We start from the raw sequence: 20,464 nt of genomic DNA on the forward strand, positions 1-20,464 counted from the left end.
CTCTATTTACACCACATGATGTGATGCTTAGGAAGATTTTTTCAAGTTTTAAATGTGAATATCCTGTAAGTACAACGCTTATCTAGAAGTTGAACGTGTTTTATTAAGTGCCTTGCAGAAAACATCTTTATCTTTAGGTGAAATCAAAATATGACTTGCCACACCATTTTTATGATAATCAATGCGCAAACGGTCTAAAGATAAAGCAGGAGATGAAATGAGGTTATGACTTTCCGAGATTTTGATAATGTCTGACTGATTGATTTGCCACTTAAATAACATTGAATGAATCATTAAGTGCTGTTCTGTCACGATATAGCGTGTATTTAGAATTGGCCACCATAACAATGCAATGGTTAAAAAATAAAGTAGCGCATGTTCAGGATATTGCTGCATCGTTCCCTTGATATACATGGTCCACAAAAATTGGAGCAATAAACCTGTGGTTGCGATGACCACACCCCAGAACCACCAGTCAATTTTGGAACGGAATACTTGCATATGGGCTTCCAAATGATGTTGATGAATTCAAATATCTTATCGCAGTCCCCCATAAAAAAACGCCCTTACGGGCGTTGATTTAATTCGAACTTAAAATACATAAGGACGAATAAAAATAAGGAAGAACAAACCAAGCATAATGAACCACTTCAAGAAGTAGTACAGTGAACGATTCGACTTCTTCAAGGCTTTGGCTTTAATACGGATCTGGTAAATATAACCAAAGGCCTTGTTTAAGCCACCTGTCTGGTCACCCGCTTCATTTGGTGAACTCGCCGCCGTCATCACTTTCTTACCAAACCAGTGATTAAACTTTTCCATAAAACGTGTTTTTAATGGACGTTCAACATCTGCAAAGAAAATGATACGGTTTTGATCCGTGGTGTTTTCAGCATAGTGAATATAAGTTTCGTCAAACACGACACTTTCACCATCACGCCAAGAATAACGCTCACCATCTACATCAATAAAGCAGCGGTCATCATTCGGTGTGATTAAGCCCAAATGATAACGTAATGAACCTGCATAAGGGTCACGATGGCGAACCAAACGACTATCTGGTGCAAGCTCAGTAAACATTGCAGCTTTAATAGTTGGTAATGTTTTTAATAAAGCCGTTGTTTTTGGGCAAAGCTCAGCTGCTGATGGATGTGCAGAGTCATACCATTTCAAATAGAAACGTTTCCAGCCTGTTTTAAAGAATGAGTTAAACCCCAAGTCATCATAAGTACTTGATGCTTTAATCCCACCTTTGTCATACAAGGCTCTTGCTTCATCACGAATCATTTCCCAGTTTTCATCAAGGATTTTTAAATCCTTAAAATGCTGTGTGTCGATATACGGCTGATTCGGCACTTTGGAAAACATGTACATTAAAAAGTTAATGGGCGCGAGAATCGTCGAATGGTCAAAAAATTGACGATAAAACGAATGCTTCACTTTCCCACGACGCTGAATATACAATGCAGAAATGATAAAAATCGCTAATATGATCCACTTAATCATAGACTATTGCTTTAGCTTTAAAAAAATCAGCGCTATTTTAACACCGTATTTATTGATTCAAACAAGAATTGCATAATTTAAATAGATCGACAGGTATACGGGTGCTCCACATACCTGTCTAAATAGAACTTATTTTTTGACTTTACTTAGAACGCTATCCATAGATTTAGCAGCTTCTGCATTGTAATAGTCACATTGGCTACGCATTTTTGCATCTACTGATGCCATGAACTGATCTTCTTTTGCTTTACCTAAAGGAACAACGACACTTTTAAACCACTCTGTGTCCCTGAATTGTTTTTTCAGGTCTTCTACGAACTCATCGGTATTCCATTCTGGTTTTTGCGGATATGTGTGGTAGACCTTGCCCTGGTATTCAAGTGCAAACTGATAATATTCAGGGGCTGAAGGATCATCATTATGCTCTAAGAGTGAACCTATTTTAATTTTTCCCCATACCTCGACATCTGGTACTGTTTGCTTAGTATAGCCAGCATCAAATACTTTATCAGCCCAGTCCTGTAAGACTTTGGCATCCAGAACTTCAAAAGAAGTACTCGGTTCAAACTCGAAGAAAAATTGATTAGAGCTAAATGCTTGTGTCTGTATGCACTTTGCCCCTTTTGGAAATTTATCAGAAATCTTCACCAATTGGCTTGATACTGCACCCATATCAGGCGAGCCTCCATTATTCACTTCAAACTCGTACATAGAGATCAGTGCTGGAGCAAACTGATCAACGATTCTTCCCCCCTGAAGATCAATTTCCTTCATCTTCTGAGTAAATTTCAAATCGTTAAACCCAGCTTGGTTATAGGGTGAAGTTACCCAAGTCGTTGAGGTCATTAAATGAATAAAACTATCGCGAATGCCCCGATCTGCACGATAGCTTTGTTCCGTTTCGGGAACGTATAAGCCATTGGTTTCAGTTACGTAGTGATTAAAAAAGATAGGATTTTTTGTTTTCTCAAGCAGAATTCCCTTCTCAATATTCCACTCTGATTTATCAAAGTCGAACTTTTCTTGTTTATAGTCAATATCAACTGAATATCTAAATAATTTAGCTTCCCCGTTCGGGAAAAGCTCAGCCTTGACTTCGTTAGAGTTAGAATTATTACTATTAGAGTTTGAGTCATTACTAGATGAAGACCCACCACCTCCACATGCACTAAGCATCAATGGAAGCATTGCCAAAACAACAAATTTAATTTTTAACATAATATTACTTTCTTAAACATTTTTATAACATAAAGTTTATCTAAAGAGAAAAAAATAGACAAGTCTTTCTGTCCAGTGTTTATAAATTGACCTGATTTATTTAATAAAGAACTTTTCTTTGTTATTTCCTACTCATAAATAAGTCTAAATTTATATAAATAACGCTCGATTTAGCTCGCTTATCTACATCGTTAAAAACGACATATTGTTAAAATATCGCAGCGGTTTTTAGGAGATAAATAAAGCTTCATAGAAGCCTAAAAAATGAATAAGAAAAAGATAAAATTAATTATTTTCAAAAACATAAGATTAAAAACAGAATAACAAAAACAAATGATGACCCTAGCGTCACGGCTTGATACAACTTGTTATGTCCTTTTTGGATATAGTTATCGTAAGATTAGCGAAGCTTTTTTGTGTGCCGAACTGCACATACGCTTTATGACATCCACTTAGAATCCTCCACAACAAGGGAGATCAGGCATGATCCACGCTGGCAATGCCATTACCGTCCAAATGCTTGCGGACGGAATTGCAGAATTCCGCTTTGACTTACAAGGTGAGTCGGTTAATAAATTTAACCGTGCAACCATCGAAGACTTCCAAGCAGCAATTGCTGCAGTGAAAGCCAATAACGATATTAAAGGCTTAGTCGTAACTTCTGGCAAATCAACATTCATCGTTGGTGCTGATATCACTGAATTTGGCGACAACTTCGCTGCTGGTGAGCAAGCGATCGTTGATTGGCTTATGCCTGTACATGAAATCTTCAATAGCTTTGAAGACTTAGATCTACCTAAAGTTGCTGCAATCAATGGTACAGCGCTAGGTGGCGGTTTTGAAATGTGCTTGGTGTGTGACTATCGTGTGATGTCAGAACAAGCGCAAGTTGGTTTACCAGAAATCAAACTCGGTATCTATCCTGGTTTTGGTGGTAGCGTACGTTTAAGCCGTTTAATCGGTATCGACAATGCCGTTGAATGGATGGCAATGGCGAACCCGAAAAAACCTGCTGCTGCATTGAAAGACGGTGCTGTAGATGCGGTTGTTGCTGCTGACAAATTACAAGAAGCTGCGGTTGATTTAGTTAAACAAGCCATTGCTGGCCGTTTAAACTGGAAAGCAAAGCGTCAAGAAAAATTAGATGCAATCAAATTGAACCCACTTGAACAAATGATGGCGTTCAATACGGCGAAAGGTGCAGTACTTGCGAAAGCAAACCCTGCTCAATACCCTGCTCCAAAATTATTGCTTGACTCTTTACAAGCAGGCGCAAGCTCAACCCGTGATGACGCATTAAAAGCAGAAGCACAAGGTTTTGCAAAAGCTGCGATTACTCCACAAGCGGGTGCATTGATTGGTTTATTCATCAATGACCAAGTCGTGAAGAAAACTGCGAAAAAATATGAGAAAGGTGCTCACCCAGTCAACCAAGCAGCTGTATTAGGTGCTGGTATCATGGGTGGTGGTATTGCTTACCAAGCGGCAAGCAAAGGCACACCGATCATCATGAAAGACATTGGTAACCCACAACTTGCATTGGGTATGAAAGAAGCGAATGGCTTGCTCACCAAGCAAGTAGAACGCAAGAAAATGAAACCTGCACAAATGGGTGAAACACTTGCTCGCATCCGTCCAACTTTAAGCTATGACGAGTTTAAAGAAGTGGATATCGTGATCGAAGCGGTAACTGAAAATCCAAAAGTAAAAGAAATCGTACTTGCTGATACTGAAAAGCATGTTCGTGAAAACACGATTATTGCGTCTAACACGTCTACAATTTCAATCACACGTTTGGCGAAAGCTTTACAGCGTCCTGAAAACTTTGTAGGTATGCACTTCTTCAACCCAGTTCACATGATGCCGCTTGTAGAAGTCATTCGTGGTGAAAAGACTTCTGAAGAAGCAATCGCAACAACTGTAGTTCTTGCTCAAAAAATGGGTAAAACACCAATCGTTGTTAACGACTGCCCAGGTTTCTTGGTTAACCGTGTATTGTTCCCTTACTTCGGCGCATTCGACCTTCTTGTAAAAGATGGTGCGGATTTCCAACAAGTGGATAATGTCATGGCGAAATTCGGCTGGCCAATGGGTCCTGCATACTTGATCGACGTTGTTGGTATCGATACAGGTGTTCATGGCGCAGAAGTGATGGCAGAAGGTTTCCCTGACCGTATGAAGCCAGACTACAAAGGTTCAATCGAAGCAATGTACGAAGCAAAACGTCTTGGTCAAAAGAACGACGTTGGTTTCTACAAATACGTATTAGATAAGAAAGGCAAGAAAGCGAAAACTGTTGATCCAACAGCATACGAAATCATCGCACCATTCGTGACTGGTGAAAAACGCGAGTTTGATAATCAGGAAATCATTGACCGTATGATGCTTGCTTTCTGTAACGAAACTGTTCGTTGCCTAGAAGACAAGATCGTTGCAACTGCTTCTGAAGCAGACATGGCAATGATTATGGGTGTTGGTTTCCCTCCATTCCGCGGTGGTCCATGCCGTTACATCGACCAAACAGGTGTTGCTGAATACGTTGCGCTTTGCGACAAATATGCACACTTAGGTAAGGCTTATGAAGCGCCACAAATGTTGCGTGACATGGCTGCTAACAACACAAAATTCTACGGTTAAGGAGCGACGTGAATGGCTACTTTAAATCCACGTGACGTTGTGATTGTTGATGGCGTTCGTTCTGCCATGGGCAAATCACGTAACGGTATGTTCCGCAATGTACGTGCCGACAGTTTATCTGCTGAATTAGTACGTGCACTTGTTGCTCGTAACCAGTTTGATACCAAAGAAGTTGAAGATGTAATCTGGGGCTGTGTAAACCAAACTTTAGAGCAAGGTATGAACATTGCTCGTAACATTGGTTTATTGGCTGATATTCCAAAAACTGCTGGCGGTCAAACAGTAAACCGTCTTTGTGGTTCTTCTATGCAAGCAATCCACACTGCGGCAGCTCAGATTGCAACCAACCAAGGTGATGTATTCATCATCGGTGGTGTAGAGCACATGGGCCACGTCGGTATGATGCACGGCATCGACCTCAACCCAGAAGCGTCTAAACACTATGCGAAAGCATCTAACATGATGGGCTTAACGGCTGAAATGTTAGGTCGCATGAATGGTATCTCTCGTGAAGAGCAGGATGCATTCGGTGTTGAATCTCACCGTCGTGCTTGGGCTGCAACTCAAGAAGGTCGCTTCAAAAACGAAATCGTTGGTGTTGAAGGTCACGATGCAAATGGCTTCAAAATCCTTTGCGACATCGACGAAGTAATTCGTGCTGATGCGAACCTTGAAGCATTCAAAGCATTGAAACCAGTTTTCGATCCTAAAGGTGGTTCAGTAACAGCAGCAACTTCTTCTGCTCTTTCTGACGGCGCATCTGCAATGTTATTGATGTCTGCTGAACGTGCTCAAGCATTGGGTTTAAAACCACGTGCTGTGATTCGTTCAATGGCCATTGCGGGTTGTGATGCTGCGATCATGGGTTATGGTCCAGTACCTGCAACTCAAAAAGCGCTTAAGCGTGCTGGTTTAACCATGGCGGATATCCAGACCATCGAATTAAACGAAGCATTCGCTGCTCAAGGCTTATCAGTCATGAAAGGCTTAGGCGTTTATGAAAAGCAAGACATCATCAACTTGAATGGTGGTGCGATTGCATTGGGTCACCCATTGGGCTGTTCTGGTGCACGTATCACAACAACCTTGTTGAACGTGATGGAACAACAAGATACACAAATTGGTCTTGCGACCATGTGTATCGGTCTTGGTCAAGGTATCGCGACTATTATCGAACGTGTTTAATCGACACTGAGATAAAAAGAAAATCCCCGCAATTTGCGGGGATTTTTTATTACCAGAATCAAATTTTAACGCGGAAACAAAGGATTCTGTGGTGGATTTAATCCATCTCTAATCTGTTGCTGCAATTTCAAAATATCGCCTAAATCGATTTTAATTGTGCCATTGCGAATGCCGTCAATATTACCGCGGTTAATATTCAAAGGTTCCAGCATTTTAAAAAGACCATTGGTTGGATCTGAGGACTGAAAACCAGAAGCAACAGCCAATATGTATTGTTGCAAAATCGGAGAATATTGAGACAAATCTGGCTGTGCCGCCATAGGCTGATAATTCACGCTGGTCGGACTTTCAGTCACACCTGCATTCTGCATATCATTGTGAATTTTATAGACACGATGTTGCAGCGCTTGACGGGTTTGCTTATCTTCTTGATAAGGCACAAATCCAACTTCTTCCCGCAGCTCAGATTCAGCCATGACCCGAATTGTCGGTAATGACGTGACCTCTCCCTCTTGCGCGTGAACCATGGGTACACCCAGAGGAATCAACAGGGAGATCAAAGCTGCTCGTTTAAAAAAATTCATCGTTTGCTCCAAATATCCCTCATCCATAAGAAAATAATGAGTTAAATAAAAGCATATATAAATAGGCTACAGCAAAGTCAGATTTGATTCAGTAAGGGTCAGATAAACGGTCAATCGGCACTATTATTTGAACAAATGATTAAATCGAGCTATATCATTTTCATCGGATTAATTAAATAAAGGAAGTTCTCGCATTCATAAGAATTTTTATTTATCCTTTTTATAATTATTGGAAAAGTAAAAACAAAAATGCGTTTCAACGGTTTAAATCAGAATATTTTAATCTTTAGCTTATGTTCATCATTATTTCTTACCGCTTGCGCAACCAATCGGGTTGGTGATTCCACAAGAGATATATTTACCAAATATGACTCAGGGCACGAATGGATTACCGTACTTGAAGATGATGTGGTTGCTTTTGGCAAGCCCGCTACCGCTTTACCCGATGAACCTGCTGACAGCATCGTTATTGCAGGCAAACAGTATAGTTATGTGATTAATAAGGGAGGCAGCGGACTGGTTCAGCTCATTAGCCAACTGAATCCAGAATATATCAAAATTGATCGTGATCTCGATTTTAATGCACCCGCACAGGATAGTCCGCGTTTTTACGGCAATTTTAGATTTTCTTATACGCCGCCCAATGGAAAGTTAAATGACAAAGAAGTCGCTCTTTTTAAGCAATATGGCGTTCAACCCTGTAGCTGTCTGGAAAAAATAAGACCTGCCACGTTTGACCTTCGACTTGAAGGCAAGGTATATCCTACTGCAAATAATCTGGATAAGTTAACGCCTTTATCCAAGCCATATCATGTCAAGATTCAATATCTCCATTATAAAAGTGGAACGGTCAAACGTTCCAATAAAGAAATCATGCAACAGCTCCCCCTACTTCCGTTGGCCGTTGCATTTGATGTAATTGCACTTCCTTTTCAGGCCATAGGTCTGACCAATGAGGTATGGAAATAACTAACGCTATACCTCAGTAGCACCATTGATCAGATACTGCTGTTAAGCAAAAGTATCTCACTACTACAAATATCAAGGATGATCCCAATGCTTACAGACTTAGCAAAAACAATAACCGCTTTGACTATATCTGCCACGTTCCTTACTGGCTGTGCCACTTCAACCTTAATCAAAAAAGACAACCGGAGTTATACTCGCACAACGAAAGTCACTTTGGTTGAAGACAGCGTAGTTGCTTTTGGACGACCAGCACAAGCTTCTGCAAATTTGCCAAAAGACAGTATCGTGATTGCAGGACAAAAGAACAGTTATATCCTGACTCAAGGAGGCAGCCAGTTTGTTACTTTAATTGGCAGACTTGATCCAAAGAATATTCAAATCACCCGAGATCTTAATTTCTATTCTGAAAAAAATGATGGTCATTTTTCAGGAACTTTGCCGCTTTCTTATGTAAAACTCAAAGAAGATTTGAGTAAAAAAGACCTCGAATTTTTTATTGAAAATGGCGCTAGAGAATGCTCATCGTCAAGCGATGAACGTATGCAGGCACAACGGTTCTGCTTCGATATTAAGCTGGCGGGTGTAGTTTACCCTGCTGCCAATAATCTCACTTCGCTAAAAGCCTTGAGTAAGCCTTATCAAGTGACTATTTATACGCAGAAAGAAGAAAGTTATACCTCCAAATCAGGTATGAATCCTTTAGAAAAGCTGGTATTGCTACCGTTTGCAGTCGCAATTGATGTCGTCAGCCTACCATTTCAGGCTGCCGAAAAAATTTTCAATTAAGACAAAATCTGAGGGTATTGTGAAATAGTTAATCTTTCACTAACTATGGGTTTCCTCTTCATCATCCCCCTCAAAAGTTTTGGAAATCTTTTCGATATTCAGGCTCTTGGCCATCGCATCAAAGATATTTTTATACACGCCTTGTTGTTGATATAGCTGATGATGCTCACCATGTTCTACAATCATGCCATCCTGCATCACATAGGTATAATCTGCATCAATAATCTGTGACAGACTATGGGAAATAATAATAACCGTCCGCCCCTGCTTAATCTCATCCAGACTGTGTTTGATCTGTTCAGTTGCGATTGCATCCAGACTTGCGGTCGGCTCATCCAGAAAAATAATCGGGGGATTTTTCAGGAACATACGGGCAATCGCAATCCGTTGTTGCTGTCCACCTGATAGTAATAAGGCATCCGATTGATAGGCCTGCGGTAATTTCAAAATCTGCTCATGGATCGAGGCTTTCTTCGCGGCAGCAATAATTTCCTCCTGTGTCGCATTCATCTTGCCATAACGAATATTTTCCTCAATCGTTCCCTGAAAAATATGATTTTTTTGCAATACCAGACCAATATGATCTCGCAAATATTGGGTATCGATGTCATTTAACGGAGTGCCGTTAAGCAGAATCTCACCCGACTGGGGCACATAAAATTTATCCAGCAAACTGATTAAGGTTGATTTTCCCGCCCCCGATAAGCCAACCAAAGCGGTAATCTTATTGGGCTGGATCGTCAGGTTAATCTCTTTCAAGGCATGAAACCCATTCGGATAGGAAAAATTCACCTGTTTCAGCTCAAATTTTCCTGTCAATGGCGATGGTTTTAATTGCCCCGACGTCTCCACCTCATCATCCGCTTCCAGTATCTTGAAAAAGCTTTCTGCATAGATCATCGCGTCATTCACTTCGTCATAGATCCGATGCAAGGACCGAATGGGTGCTGAGACATTATTAAACAACAGGATATGGAACATGATCATGCCGATACTCATATCACCGACTAACACAAAATAGGCCGTGAGGATGATAATAAAGACCACACCGATCTGTTCAATAAAGGTTTTCAGCCCTTCAAACAAGAAGCTAAGCTGCCGTGTACGCATCTGGTGATCGGTTAATTGTTTTTGCAGCGTAAGCTGTTTTTCCGCTTCGATCTGTTCACGGTTAAAGGATTTAATGACGGTGATTGAGTTAATGATACTCAAAATGCCCTGACTTTTACGTTCGCGCCCATCACGTAAATTACGGCGTGTGCCGCTCAATTTCTGCGCCTGTTTAAAGGTGACCCAGAAATAGATCGGGACAATACACAACGCCACCAGACCGATCCAGACATTGGCATAAAACATTAAGCACAAGGCAATCAAGGCGCTACTAAACAGCGGGAAAATCTCGATAAAGAAAATCTGTACCAGTCGTGTGATCGAGCCAATACCCCGATCAATACGAGTCTGTAATTTTCCAGCCTGATTATCATCCTGCGTAAAGAAAGCCAGCCGATACTGTAAAAATTTCACGATAATCGACTGCGCCACATCTTGTGATATCAGAATGCGGAGCCTCTCACCAAAGAACTTCTGTCCAAACTGAATAAAGATATTGATGATTTCTTTACTCAACAAAATCACACTGATCGTGACCAGAATATGCCAGCCTGCACTCAAGCCCTGTCCTGATTCAACCACCGCATTGATCTGGTCGACCGCATATTGCAAGGTCAACGCATTGACCTGTGCAGTTAAAGCACCAATCAGCGTCAGCAGCAAGGTCACGGCAACCAGCCACTTATAGGGGAGGACAAAAGGTTTTACTTTATGAAATAGCTGCCATAAATTCATATATTCGACATCTGCCTTTTATGCGTGCAATGTGTATTGAGTCAGCGATATGGATTACAGTTCCTCTTCCAGTACCTCTGCATTATTTTTCTTGATCTTCTCCATTTTGCTATTCAATTTCAGCACATCCTGATACAGCGTATTAAACTTTTTCACCTGCGCGGTTTCGCGGAAAAGAATCATTTTGTCCTTTCTTTGCCATTGGTGCTTTTTCAGCATGTCAAACATGGCTTGTGCTTTTTCAATAATCTGCTGTTCGATCGGGAAAATATCATGCGCTTTATCAGCTTTCAGGTTACTTTCCAGTTTTGCCTGTAAGGACTGTCGCATTTCATTATGAATGGCCAGACTTTTGGCCTGTTCCATAGAACTGGACTGAATCTGTTGTCGTGCTTGTTCATATTCAGTGGATGCTTTACGCACATCCGCCAGCATCTGTTCAGTGTCTTTATAATCCTGTTTTCGATCCTGATCCAGACGCTCCACATCTAGAAAAGTATCCCAGTTCGCAGCTTTAAGTTCACGTAGATAACGATTTCGTGCTTCAACATTCTGCATCCAGTAGTTGAGTAGGAATTCTGACATCAACTTATAATCGCCAGATAAGCGATCGTCATGAATATCCAGTTGTACAGGTGTAGTCCAGTCTTGTGCCTGATCGTAAAGTGTACGCATTTTCTCAGCCATCACCACTTCAAACATTTGTTTATTGTTGGCAGCACGTTGCTGTAATTGATGTTGATAGAGAAAAAAAGAACCGATGCCAAGGACCACCACAAGGAAAAATAATAAAAAACGGCGCATATTGCCTCCAAATTCATTATATTTTTTTATGTTCTGAATCTTAGTTTAATCGATAAAAGACAAACCTTTATATGATTTTTATTTCACTTCTCGTAACGCAGCATTACATATTCATCGCTTTAAATTCATCGGCTCCGCCCCTATTATCTGTTTAACGAGAATTGAAGAGATACGCCATGCGTGTAGATATTTGGTCAGATGTGGTCTGCCCTTTTTGTTATATCGGTAAAAAACGTCTTGAACATGTCGCAGAAGAAGCAGGCATCGAGCTTGAGATTCACTGGCATAGCTTCGAGCTTGATCCTGATGCACCAGCCAAGCATGACACATCGAATACCGAACGCTTAGCCAAAAAATATGGCCGTAGTTATGCGGAAATGGAAGACATGGAGCGCAATGTTGCAGCGATGGCAGCAGCTGAAGGTATCGACTTCCAATGGCAAAAAGCCAACTCGGGCAACAGTTTCAACGCACATCGAATTATTCATCTTGCCCAAAGTAAAGGCTTGGGCAATGAAGCAGAAGAGGCATTCTTCCATGCCTATATGACCGAAGGTTTGGCAATTGGTGAACGTGAAGTGGTAGAAGAAATTGCATCACGTATCGGTCTGGATAATGCCGAAGTCGAATATGTACTAGATTCTGATGAGCTGGCAGATTTCGTTCGCCACGATGAGAAAATTGCTCGTGAACAGTTGAATGTTACTGGCGTACCATTCTTTGTGTTTGATCAGAAACTGGCACTGTCTGGCGCACAACCACGTGAGATTTTCTTGCAAGCCTTGCAACAGGCGCAATCTACATCCTCTGAACAGATTGAGCAGGACGATGCAGCTCAATGTAATGATGAGCAATGTGAAATCAAACCTTAACCATAAGACTCAGCTGCTTTAATCAAAGGATTAAGGCAGCTTTTTGATGACTAAAATTAGAAAAACAGTATTTATTATCTATCCCCTTCATTATTTATAACCGACTTCATTCGCCCCATTCATGTGGATGACTTTTCTGCTTTTTATTTGAGGTGCTTTTCACCACAACTTCTGTGAGGCTGGTCACAACTCGTCCACAAATTTATAGATATCTTTTTGCTTTATGATCTAGATATCCGATTCATAGTTTTAAAATGTTTTTATTTTCAAAGACAAACCATGATCCATATCTCGATTTAAAATCTTTGAATGTGATTTTCTACTCATTTTTAAGCTATAGATTTTGTCTGGTTTTCTTCTATAATCGTCATAAAGTGACAATCTTTTGTTATGAAAATTCGAGAGTTACACGCTCAGATTGAGAGGCCTATTCAGCCACAATTGATCGATACATCACAGTTTGTCGCAGGGGAAAAATACTTTACCAACAATAATTGATACAAAATGATTTAAAGCAGCGGTCAAATTTGCACTGATTCATTATTTAAAAACAGGCTCAAGCCTATCTCTAAGGAAACAATAGATGGACGTATTAGAGAAAGCACTTTTGGTGGATGAGCTCAAGCATCTCATTGATGGGCTCAAAAATGAGAAAACATCACTTTTTGAAATAGCAAAATCAAAACAACGGATTAAAGATATTTGCGCATCTTGCGACGATCCTGCCTTTCAGGATCAATTGACGCCATTCAAGACATTTATTCTCAACGAAGAGTTTTCGGCTGAAGATCTAGCCAGTTACGGTTATAGCATGACCTATCGGGGTACTTATAACTTTATGGGACGGGTTGAAAATGCCTTATTCGCTTCGGCTGATATGGGCTGGGCGGCTTTACGTCAGGCACAACTCTGGCAAATCTGGGTAATTCGTCCAGCTTTATCTTTTCTAAAAAGCCCGTGGCTGAACTCATCGACCGATGCCCTGCAATGGCTACAAAATCATGCCAGCGAATATGTCAAAACCGATGATGAACTCCAGCATTTAATTCCTGTTCTGGAACCTCTGAATGAGCATCCATCTGAGCAGGATAAGAAAGCATCTACCGATGCGCTTGCCCGACTTAAAAAAGAAACCGCCAACTTTCAAACCCAGCTTGACGCAATCATTCAAGATAAAATCCGAACCGTTCCAGAAAGCATTGCGCTGCCAGTACCTACAGAGAACCGAATCAAACCCGGTTTTAGACAAAGTGCCAAGCCTTCGCCAAATCTAAATAAAGCACAGCCATTGGCACTCAATGATTTTAATCTGGACGGCCTGATCTGCCGACTGGAACGTATTGATGCACGTACCTTCCCCTCTTTATATCGGGTCGATCTGCATAACGATATTGACCAGAACATCAAAATTGACTGGCTCTATTTAAAAGCTGAAAATGAAGCACAACCAATCTGGGAATCTGCACAGATTTTTGTTGCTGAACAGCTCTATGCGCAAGGCCAATTTTCCCATTATGTGGTACTGGTCGGAACACATAGCGTGGAATATGCCATCACCATTCTGCAAGCCTATACCGATCAGCGTCATACCCGCACCAGCTCGATTCATCAAACCAGTTGGGCCAATTTCAAACAGCATTATCACCAGCACGAAAGCCTGTTTAATGAATGCATTATGAATGGAACCTTGGTGTGGCAACGTGATCAACGCGTTTATCCGTATATCCCAGCGTCATTTATCAATACGCAAAAATTTATTCCATTTGAAGAAACCTCTGCGACCTTTTTTACACCTGTCATTTTATTGCGGGAACGTCAGAAAATCCGTGTGATTCATGGTTTGGAACGAGTGAATCTTTCCAGTGAAGATCAGGCCTATCCATACCTCTTATTAGACCGCAGCGATGGTTATACCTGGCAATTGATTCGTCAGGTCATCAGCCGATTGCCACAACCGATTTCGGTGCACGATTTATATCAGGCGCTGGAAAATAGTATGTCGGTAGAATCGTCTTAAATCCATTTAAAAGTCAGATCATTTTTAGCCCCCTTATTTTTCGACGTATACAATGAACGTGACGTTGCAATGAGGGCTTTTTATTGCGCTAAATCCTTATGATCTTTAGCATTTTTGTACTGTTAAATTGCTGCTTTTTGTGACTGCCGCTTGATTTTAAGCATTAAATCATCAAAAGTTAAACCAAGAACAATATATAAGTCTTTATTATGAATAATTTACAGCAAATGGTGCCATCGCGTATCGTTTTTGTTTTGCTTGCCTTAACGATGGGTACGTTAAGTGCAGCCCAAGCAGAAACTACACCGCAACAGCAAGATCAACAGCCAAATCCGTCGTCACAAAATACGTCGGAAAATGCATTGGACTATATTCCTCGTTTGGTCGATGCCACGCCCTCTATTTTTCCAGAGCAGTCAGATAAGGTCACCGTCCCACCAACGGCGGAGACAGAGGATAAAACCTGGTTTGACAAAAAACAGCGACGAATTCGAGAGTGGGCAGATAATACGTCAGTCAAAATTGATGACTGGTTTGGAGAAGTCGATCCTGACGACCCTGCTTCGGCAACGATCCGTGTCATGCTGGATAATTACTGGAACGAATATGATAATTATGAGGTCAAGCCTCGTATTCGCGGTAAGATTAAATTACCGACTTTAGAGAAAAAAGTCAGCGTGGTTTTTGGTGATGACACCTTAGACGATGAATTCAAGAATAATGTCGGCAATACCAATAACCAGCCGAATCAGGATCCCGATAAAAAGTTTGATTCTAAACAGACCCGTGATAGTAACGGCTCTCTTGCCTTACGTTGGTCAAACTTCTCCAAGAAACTACCTTTTGAGACAGATGCCGATCTTGGTGTGCGCTCAGGCACAGATATCTATGCGCGCTTAAGAGCTGAAAAACACTGGGATTTACGCAATGATTTCCGCTTTAATGCCGAACAGATCTATCGCTATGGCAGTAAAAGTGAAAACTATCTACGAACCAATCTAGAGTTGATTCACGCGCGTCCAAACCAGCCTTTCTTATCTAATCAATTCAGCTTAACCTATGCAGACAAGCAGGATGATGATCTATGGTGGGATAACCGTATTTTCCGTCAACACCAGTTCTTTGCACATAACACGTTTAATTATGGGATCTACACAGGTGGTTACTACAACAACAGTGACCTACGTTTAAATAATTGGGGCCCATTCGTATCATGGCGTCAACCGCTTTGGCGCGAATGGTTCTATGTACAAGGTGATCTCAACTATTTCAATGATCATCGTGAAGACCGAAGTCATTACGTAAGCACCTTTGTCCGTCTGGAAACTTTATTCTAATCTGTACCTCAGTCTTAACCTGCCCAAATGATTCATCGTTTGGGCATTTTTATTTTAAAAATAATCTTTCTTTCAATAAATCCTTAAGCTTTGCTTGTTACCGTCATTTTCTTTTATTGTTCTTGTTTATGGCATGCGTCATCAATACGCTCTGGTTGTGTATTTTTTGATTGTAGGTAACCTGTGTCTAGGTAATCTGCTGATGCCTTTATTTCCAATGCTTTCACCTGTCAGCAGATCGCACCCACCCATCACGCTGCATAAAGTGCTAATTCAAGCCAAATATTCACCGAGAGCCAATTTCAGTTGCGCTGAAGAAAATCACATTACTCTCGATGACCAACAACTTGCACAAGATTTAATAGCGGTTTTTGGCAACGATACCCTATGGCAGCGTGCTCAACAGCCTCAGCCAGTCAAGAAATTAGGTAAGAATAACAAACATCACAGCCAGCAAAAGATTGCTACCCCAAACCCGTTCAGTGCAAGCTGGTCAACCATTTCAAGCCTATTGCCTTTTAGTAATGATCTTGATCTGGGCGCAAATTCTGATACCGATATCTATATCCAGTTTCTCGCCAAAAAGAATTGGGCTTTGCCCTTAGGTTTACAGCTCAATACGGCGCAAATTTTCCGTTATGGTTCAAGCAGTAAAAACTATGCCGAAACCAATCTTGATCTGACACAAAAACTGCAGCATCAAAAGCAGCTGTCAACCCAGTTTAATGTCTCTAAAACACAAGATGAAGACTATAGCTGGAGCAATCGTACTTTCCAGCAACTACACTTCTTATCCAAAGACAATTTAAGTTATGGCATTTTGACTACAGGGGAATATGAAAATAAAGAACTGCGTGTCAATGAATGGGGGCCCTACTTTTCCTGGCGTCGCCCCATCTGGCGCAACTGGATTTTTATGCAGAATGATCTGAATTATTTAAATGTCCCTGCCACTAGACAAGAGGATCATTTTAGTTATCAAATGAGTTTCGAAGCACAGTTCTGATGAAAAGATCGCCACAGTTGTGGATAACTTTAAAGTTATCCATACCAATAAAAAAAACCTCTACCGAAGCAAAGGTTTCTTGATTAAATTGCTTATTTCAACAACAAGCTATTGATGCGTTTGACATAGGCTGCTGGATCTTCTGGTAAGCCACCTTCTGCAATCACCGCCTGATCAAAGATCACATTGGCGAGATCATCAAATTGCGCCGAGCTTTCCAATTTTTTCACCAATGGATGCTCAGGGTTAATTTCCAATGTTGGTTTAATCTCTGGAACTGCTTGCCCCGCCTGTTTCAACATACGAATCAATTGTGGAGACAACTCACCTTCACTGGTCACCAGACATGCAGGTGAATCAACTAGACGTGTCGTAACACGAACTTCTTTGGTCTTGTCTTTTAATGACGTACTTAAACGGTCTACCACAGGTTTGAACTGCTCTGCTGCCTGCTCTAACGCTTTTTTCTCTTCAGCATCTTGCAGGTCGCCCAAGTCAACAGCACCTTTCGATACATTTTGAAGCGGCGTACCATCGAATTCAAATACGAAGTTCATCGCCCACTCATCGACACGGTCTGCCATCAGCAGGACTTCGATGCCTTTCTTCTTGAACACTTCAAGCTGTGGCGAGTTCTTAGCTGCAGTCAGGTTTTCTGCTGTGACGTAGTAAATTGCCTTCTGGCCTTCTTTCATACGTGCTTTATAGTCAGCAAAAGACGTTGAAATTTCATCATTGTTTGAAGTCGCATAACGTAATAGCTTTAAAATACGTTCGCGATTACCAGTATCCTCACCCAAACCTTCTTTCAAGACTGAACCAAACTCAGTATAGAAAGTCTTGAATTTCTCTTGGTCTTTTTCATCTTCAGATTTTGCCAAACCATCCAGTAAAGTCAGCACACGACGCGCATTACCTTCACGAATAGTTTTTACATCACGGCTTTCTTGGAGTAATTCACGGCTGACATTGAGCGGTAAATCAGCACTATCAACCACACCTTGTACGAAACGTAAGTAGTTCGGAATCAGGTTGTCCGCTTCATCCAGAATAAATACACGTTTTACATATAGCTTGATGCCTGCCTTCGCTTCACGGGTAAACAAATCCTGTTTGGCCTGGCTTGGGATATACAATAATTGCGTATATTCAGTGCTACCCTCAACACGGTTATGGGCCCATGCCAACGGTTCAGCAAAATCATGGCTCAGGTTTTTATAAAACTCGATGTATTGTTCATCTGTGATTTCGCTCTTGTTACGCGTCCACAGCGCGCTTGCCGAGTTAATCGCTTCCCATTCATCGGTCTTCACCATCTGGCCGCCGCTTGTAGTGTTGGCCTCTTCACCTTCAGCGACTTCGTCCTCTTGCCAAACTTCTTTTTGCATTTCGATTGGCAAGCTGATGTGGTCAGAATATTTATTGATGATTTGTTTAACTTTCCACGATTCTAGATACTCAAGCGCATCATCACGTAAGTGCAAGATAATGTCTGTACCACGGGTTGCTTTCTCAATCGTTTGAACTTCAAACTCACCTGTGCCGCCACTAATCCAGCGTACACCCTCTGCTGCATCTAAACCTGCACGGCGTGATTCCACCGTAATCTTGTCCGCAACAATAAAGCCTGAATAGAAACCAACACCAAACTGACCAATTAACTGCGCATCGGCTTTTTGATCACCAGTCAGTTTAGACATAAAGTCTTTGGTGCCCGACTTGGCAATGGTACCCAGATTATCAATCGCTTCTTGCTGGCTTAAGCCAATCCCGTTATCCGAAATAGTGAGCGTTTTATTATCTTTATCTAAAGTGACACGAACACGCAGGTCTGGATCATTTTCATAATATTCAGGATGATTAATGCCTTCGAAACGTAACTTATCGCACGCATCAGACGCATTTGAAATCAATTCACGTAAGAAAATTTCAGGGTTGGAATACAGAGAATGCGTCACTAAATGTAATAACTGAGCAACTTCAGCTTGGAAACTATAATTTTGTGCGACTTGTTCACTCATAAATCACTCCTTATCTGTGAGGCTTATCTATTTGGAATGATTTATGAATGGTGTATATCTTAAATTTTTCAATCCTTGATCTGCATTTTTCAGGCAAAAAATGCACAAAATGGCAATTAGAATGGGCCTTGGCTCAATACTCGCTCCTGTAATAGCTGATCAAGCTGCTGTTGACGTTGCGCATACGCACGTTTGATACACGGCGTATTGGCACCACATGAGTTACGTTGTTTTAACCACTGAAATTGTCTATCTTTTTCAGCATCACGGCCGCCCATTGGCAAAGCATGTAAAATAATTTGATAGGTCGTTGCCATTCTCACATCCGCATCATTGAGACTGCGCTCATTACAAATCTGCTGTTCGACTTTCAACTTTGCTGCCTTACACGAATAACTGGCCGCATACGCCTGAGATAAGAATAATAAGGGGATGAACAATAAGATCGAAGTCATTACTTTTTTCATGATGAAGGTCTCACTTTTATTAAGATTATTTTTTCAGCATACAAAACTCTCTGTGTAAGGCCTGTATCTGTTTTATATGGGAATTGCAAAAATAAAAAAGCCTCACAAAGTGAGGCTTTTCAGGCATAAGTTCAGCTTAGAACTTATAGCTATAACCCAATGTATATACCATCGGATTGATGTCTAGATCAGTCAACTTCTGACCATTTAATTTTACTTCAGGACTGATTTGTGCATAACGCGCATCAAAGAATACACCCCAGTTCTTTGCATCAGCAGGCTGGAAATTGAAACCTAACTGGCCCGCGAAACCAAAGTCTTCTTTCACTTTTAATTTTGCGCCCTCTAAAGCACCTGTTGTTTCTTCATCCCAAGTCACAAAAGCTGTGCCACCTACACCAATATAAGGTGTGAAACGGGTTGAGTTTTTAAAGTTATATTTAAAAGTGACAGTAGGTGGCAATTGTTTAAGCTTCGCTACTTTTTCACCATTTAATGACACGTCATGTGAAATTGGTGTCGCCAGTAATAATTCGGCAGAAAAAGGCGTATCACCGAAGAAATATTCAACCGATGGTGTAAATGCAAATTCATGATCTGCCTTTAATGTGCCAACACCCGCAACCACGGTATCGTCTGTTGGTGAAATTACACTTCCACCAAATTTAACCTGAAAGCCCCCTGCAAATGCAGTTGAAGATAACCCCAATAAAGCAACAACTAAAACTTTCTTTAACATTTAAACAACCTCTTTAACAATTTATGTTCTTGTTCAACATAATAAACACGCATATTTACATTATGCAATAGAGATTAATTCCAACTATTTTAATTCACTTTATAATGCCTTGAATATTAATAAAATATAATTGTTAAAATATGTAATAATTAGTAATTCAGACTATTTTAATCAACTTAAATCACTATAAAACCTAGTATTTTAATCAGATTAAGATAAAGCAAAAAAATATATTAAAAATAAATTAAGCCAGATTTAAAAATATAATCACATATATCTTAATATTAAAACCACATTATAAAATTAGATTTAAAAAGAGACAAAAAATGTCATTTAATGATTATTTTTATATTTAAGCCACACTTTATAAAGCAAAAAAAATAGCTCATAAATGAGCCATTTCTGATTATAAAACCATTGCTGCAATCCAGCCAAAAATGAGTAGCGGGATATTAAAATGTATAAATGTAG

General features: G+C 40.6%; 18 protein-coding genes. 8 read left to right on the forward strand and 10 right to left on the reverse strand.

Annotation, left to right across the window (positions count from 1 at the left end):
- Nucleotides 1–78: 78 nt before the first annotated feature.
- From AWW72_RS17545 to AWW72_RS17555, 3 genes are all read right to left on the reverse strand, one after another.
- Nucleotides 79–501, reverse strand: a complete 423-nt coding sequence (locus tag AWW72_RS17545) for a PH domain-containing protein (protein WP_062848152.1) — start codon at nt 499–501, stop codon at nt 79–81.
- Nucleotides 502–591: 90 nt separating this feature from the next.
- Entirely contained in the window at nt 592–1,506 is a 915-nt protein-coding gene (gene lpxO, locus AWW72_RS17550; protein ID WP_004774061.1) for a lipid A hydroxylase LpxO, read from the reverse strand.
- Nucleotides 1,507–1,635: 129 nt separating this feature from the next.
- Nucleotides 1,636–2,724 (reverse strand): hypothetical protein, encoded by a 1,089-nt coding sequence (locus AWW72_RS17555; protein WP_062848153.1) that lies wholly within the window; start codon nt 2,722–2,724, stop codon nt 1,636–1,638.
- 483 nt (nt 2,725–3,207) lie between these two features.
- On the opposite strand from AWW72_RS17555, the gene fadB reads away from it, so the two are divergent.
- Nucleotides 3,208–5,361, forward strand: coding sequence for a fatty acid oxidation complex subunit alpha FadB (fadB, locus tag AWW72_RS17560; RefSeq protein ID WP_047431485.1), 2,154 nt, complete (start codon nt 3,208–3,210; stop codon nt 5,359–5,361).
- Nucleotides 5,362–5,373: 12 nt separating this feature from the next.
- Complete coding sequence (gene fadA / locus AWW72_RS17565; protein WP_062848154.1) at nt 5,374–6,546, forward strand: acetyl-CoA C-acyltransferase FadA; 1,173 nt, start codon at nt 5,374–5,376, stop codon at nt 6,544–6,546.
- A gap of 65 nt (nt 6,547–6,611) precedes the next feature.
- Here fadA and AWW72_RS17570 read toward each other — a convergent pair whose 3' ends face one another.
- Nucleotides 6,612–7,130: a hypothetical protein gene (locus tag AWW72_RS17570; protein WP_004774058.1), complete on the reverse strand. Its 519-nt coding sequence runs from the start codon at nt 7,128–7,130 to the stop codon at nt 6,612–6,614.
- A 249-nt stretch (nt 7,131–7,379) separates the two neighbouring features.
- Here AWW72_RS17570 and AWW72_RS17575 point away from each other — a divergent pair, with 249 nt between their 5' ends.
- Nucleotides 7,380–8,099, forward strand: coding sequence for a YidX family protein (locus AWW72_RS17575; protein ID WP_062848155.1), 720 nt, complete (start codon nt 7,380–7,382; stop codon nt 8,097–8,099).
- Nucleotides 8,100–8,186: 87 nt separating this feature from the next.
- Entirely contained in the window at nt 8,187–8,885 is a 699-nt protein-coding gene (locus AWW72_RS17580) for a YidX family protein (protein ID WP_004774054.1), read from the forward strand.
- Nucleotides 8,886–8,924: 39 nt separating this feature from the next.
- Here the strand turns inward: AWW72_RS17580 and AWW72_RS17585 are convergent, their stop codons facing one another.
- Together AWW72_RS17585 and AWW72_RS17590 are read right to left on the reverse strand one after the other, a co-directional pair.
- On the reverse strand, nt 8,925–10,730 hold the full coding sequence (locus tag AWW72_RS17585) for an ABC transporter ATP-binding protein (protein WP_062848156.1): 1,806 nt from the start codon (nt 10,728–10,730) through the stop codon (nt 8,925–8,927).
- Between the two features lie 54 nt (nt 10,731–10,784).
- Nucleotides 10,785–11,534, reverse strand: a complete 750-nt coding sequence (locus AWW72_RS17590) for a hypothetical protein (RefSeq protein WP_062848157.1) — start codon at nt 11,532–11,534, stop codon at nt 10,785–10,787.
- A gap of 176 nt (nt 11,535–11,710) precedes the next feature.
- On the opposite strand from AWW72_RS17590, the gene AWW72_RS17595 reads away from it, so the two are divergent.
- The 4 genes from AWW72_RS17595 to AWW72_RS17610 all read left to right on the forward strand — a co-directional run bounded on the left by AWW72_RS17595 (nt 11,711) and on the right by AWW72_RS17610 (nt 16,766).
- Nucleotides 11,711–12,406, forward strand: a complete 696-nt coding sequence (locus AWW72_RS17595; protein ID WP_005255509.1) for a DsbA family oxidoreductase — start codon at nt 11,711–11,713, stop codon at nt 12,404–12,406.
- A gap of 583 nt (nt 12,407–12,989) precedes the next feature.
- On the forward strand, nt 12,990–14,423 hold the full coding sequence (locus tag AWW72_RS17600) for a hypothetical protein (RefSeq protein WP_062848158.1): 1,434 nt from the start codon (nt 12,990–12,992) through the stop codon (nt 14,421–14,423).
- Between the two features lie 209 nt (nt 14,424–14,632).
- Entirely contained in the window at nt 14,633–15,760 is a 1,128-nt protein-coding gene (locus AWW72_RS17605; protein ID WP_004774043.1) for a hypothetical protein, read from the forward strand.
- Nucleotides 15,761–15,893: 133 nt separating this feature from the next.
- Complete coding sequence (locus AWW72_RS17610) at nt 15,894–16,766, forward strand: hypothetical protein (RefSeq protein ID WP_062848159.1); 873 nt, start codon at nt 15,894–15,896, stop codon at nt 16,764–16,766.
- Nucleotides 16,767–16,858: 92 nt separating this feature from the next.
- Here the strand turns inward: AWW72_RS17610 and htpG are convergent, their stop codons facing one another.
- The 4 genes from htpG to AWW72_RS19875 form a co-directional block, all read right to left on the reverse strand.
- Nucleotides 16,859–18,787, reverse strand: coding sequence for a molecular chaperone HtpG (gene htpG, locus AWW72_RS17615; RefSeq protein ID WP_062848160.1), 1,929 nt, complete (start codon nt 18,785–18,787; stop codon nt 16,859–16,861).
- 116 nt (nt 18,788–18,903) lie between these two features.
- A complete protein-coding gene (locus AWW72_RS17620; RefSeq protein ID WP_062848161.1) occupies nt 18,904–19,254 on the reverse strand; it encodes a lysozyme inhibitor LprI family protein in 351 nt (116 codons plus the stop codon).
- 136 nt (nt 19,255–19,390) lie between these two features.
- Nucleotides 19,391–19,993, reverse strand: a complete 603-nt coding sequence (locus AWW72_RS17625; RefSeq protein ID WP_004774031.1) for an OmpW/AlkL family protein — start codon at nt 19,991–19,993, stop codon at nt 19,391–19,393.
- Nucleotides 19,994–20,399: 406 nt separating this feature from the next.
- On the reverse strand, nt 20,400–20,464 hold a 65-nt coding region (locus tag AWW72_RS19875; protein WP_502686083.1), incomplete at its 5' end, for a hypothetical protein.

Origin of the sequence: Acinetobacter sp. NRRL B-65365 (assembly GCF_001605865.1) — a bacterium.
Lineage (GTDB): Bacteria > Pseudomonadota > Gammaproteobacteria > Pseudomonadales > Moraxellaceae > Acinetobacter > Acinetobacter vivianii.

Excerpts from the sequence above, each read along its gene's own strand:
- AWW72_RS17545 (WP_062848152.1), bottom strand. The coding sequence starts at position 501 with ATGCAAGTATTCCGTTCCAAAATTGACTGGTGGTTCTGGGGTGTGGTC.
- lpxO (WP_004774061.1), bottom strand. The coding sequence starts at position 1,506 with ATGATTAAGTGGATCATATTAGCGATTTTTATCATTTCTGCATTGTAT.
- AWW72_RS17555 (WP_062848153.1), bottom strand. The coding sequence starts at position 2,724 with ATGTTAAAAATTAAATTTGTTGTTTTGGCAATGCTTCCATTGATGCTT.
- fadB (WP_047431485.1), top strand. The coding sequence starts at position 3,208 with ATGATCCACGCTGGCAATGCCATTACCGTCCAAATGCTTGCGGACGGA.
- fadA (WP_062848154.1), top strand. The coding sequence starts at position 5,374 with ATGGCTACTTTAAATCCACGTGACGTTGTGATTGTTGATGGCGTTCGT.
- AWW72_RS17570 (WP_004774058.1), bottom strand. The coding sequence starts at position 7,130 with ATGAATTTTTTTAAACGAGCAGCTTTGATCTCCCTGTTGATTCCTCTG.
- AWW72_RS17575 (WP_062848155.1), top strand. The coding sequence starts at position 7,380 with ATGCGTTTCAACGGTTTAAATCAGAATATTTTAATCTTTAGCTTATGT.
- AWW72_RS17580 (WP_004774054.1), top strand. The coding sequence starts at position 8,187 with ATGCTTACAGACTTAGCAAAAACAATAACCGCTTTGACTATATCTGCC.
- AWW72_RS17585 (WP_062848156.1), bottom strand. The coding sequence starts at position 10,730 with ATGAATTTATGGCAGCTATTTCATAAAGTAAAACCTTTTGTCCTCCCC.
- AWW72_RS17590 (WP_062848157.1), bottom strand. The coding sequence starts at position 11,534 with ATGCGCCGTTTTTTATTATTTTTCCTTGTGGTGGTCCTTGGCATCGGT.
- AWW72_RS17595 (WP_005255509.1), top strand. The coding sequence starts at position 11,711 with ATGCGTGTAGATATTTGGTCAGATGTGGTCTGCCCTTTTTGTTATATC.
- AWW72_RS17600 (WP_062848158.1), top strand. The coding sequence starts at position 12,990 with ATGGACGTATTAGAGAAAGCACTTTTGGTGGATGAGCTCAAGCATCTC.
- AWW72_RS17605 (WP_004774043.1), top strand. The coding sequence starts at position 14,633 with ATGAATAATTTACAGCAAATGGTGCCATCGCGTATCGTTTTTGTTTTG.
- AWW72_RS17610 (WP_062848159.1), top strand. The coding sequence starts at position 15,894 with ATGCGTCATCAATACGCTCTGGTTGTGTATTTTTTGATTGTAGGTAAC.
- htpG (WP_062848160.1), bottom strand. The coding sequence starts at position 18,787 with ATGAGTGAACAAGTCGCACAAAATTATAGTTTCCAAGCTGAAGTTGCT.
- AWW72_RS17620 (WP_062848161.1), bottom strand. The coding sequence starts at position 19,254 with ATGAAAAAAGTAATGACTTCGATCTTATTGTTCATCCCCTTATTATTC.
- AWW72_RS17625 (WP_004774031.1), bottom strand. The coding sequence starts at position 19,993 with ATGTTAAAGAAAGTTTTAGTTGTTGCTTTATTGGGGTTATCTTCAACT.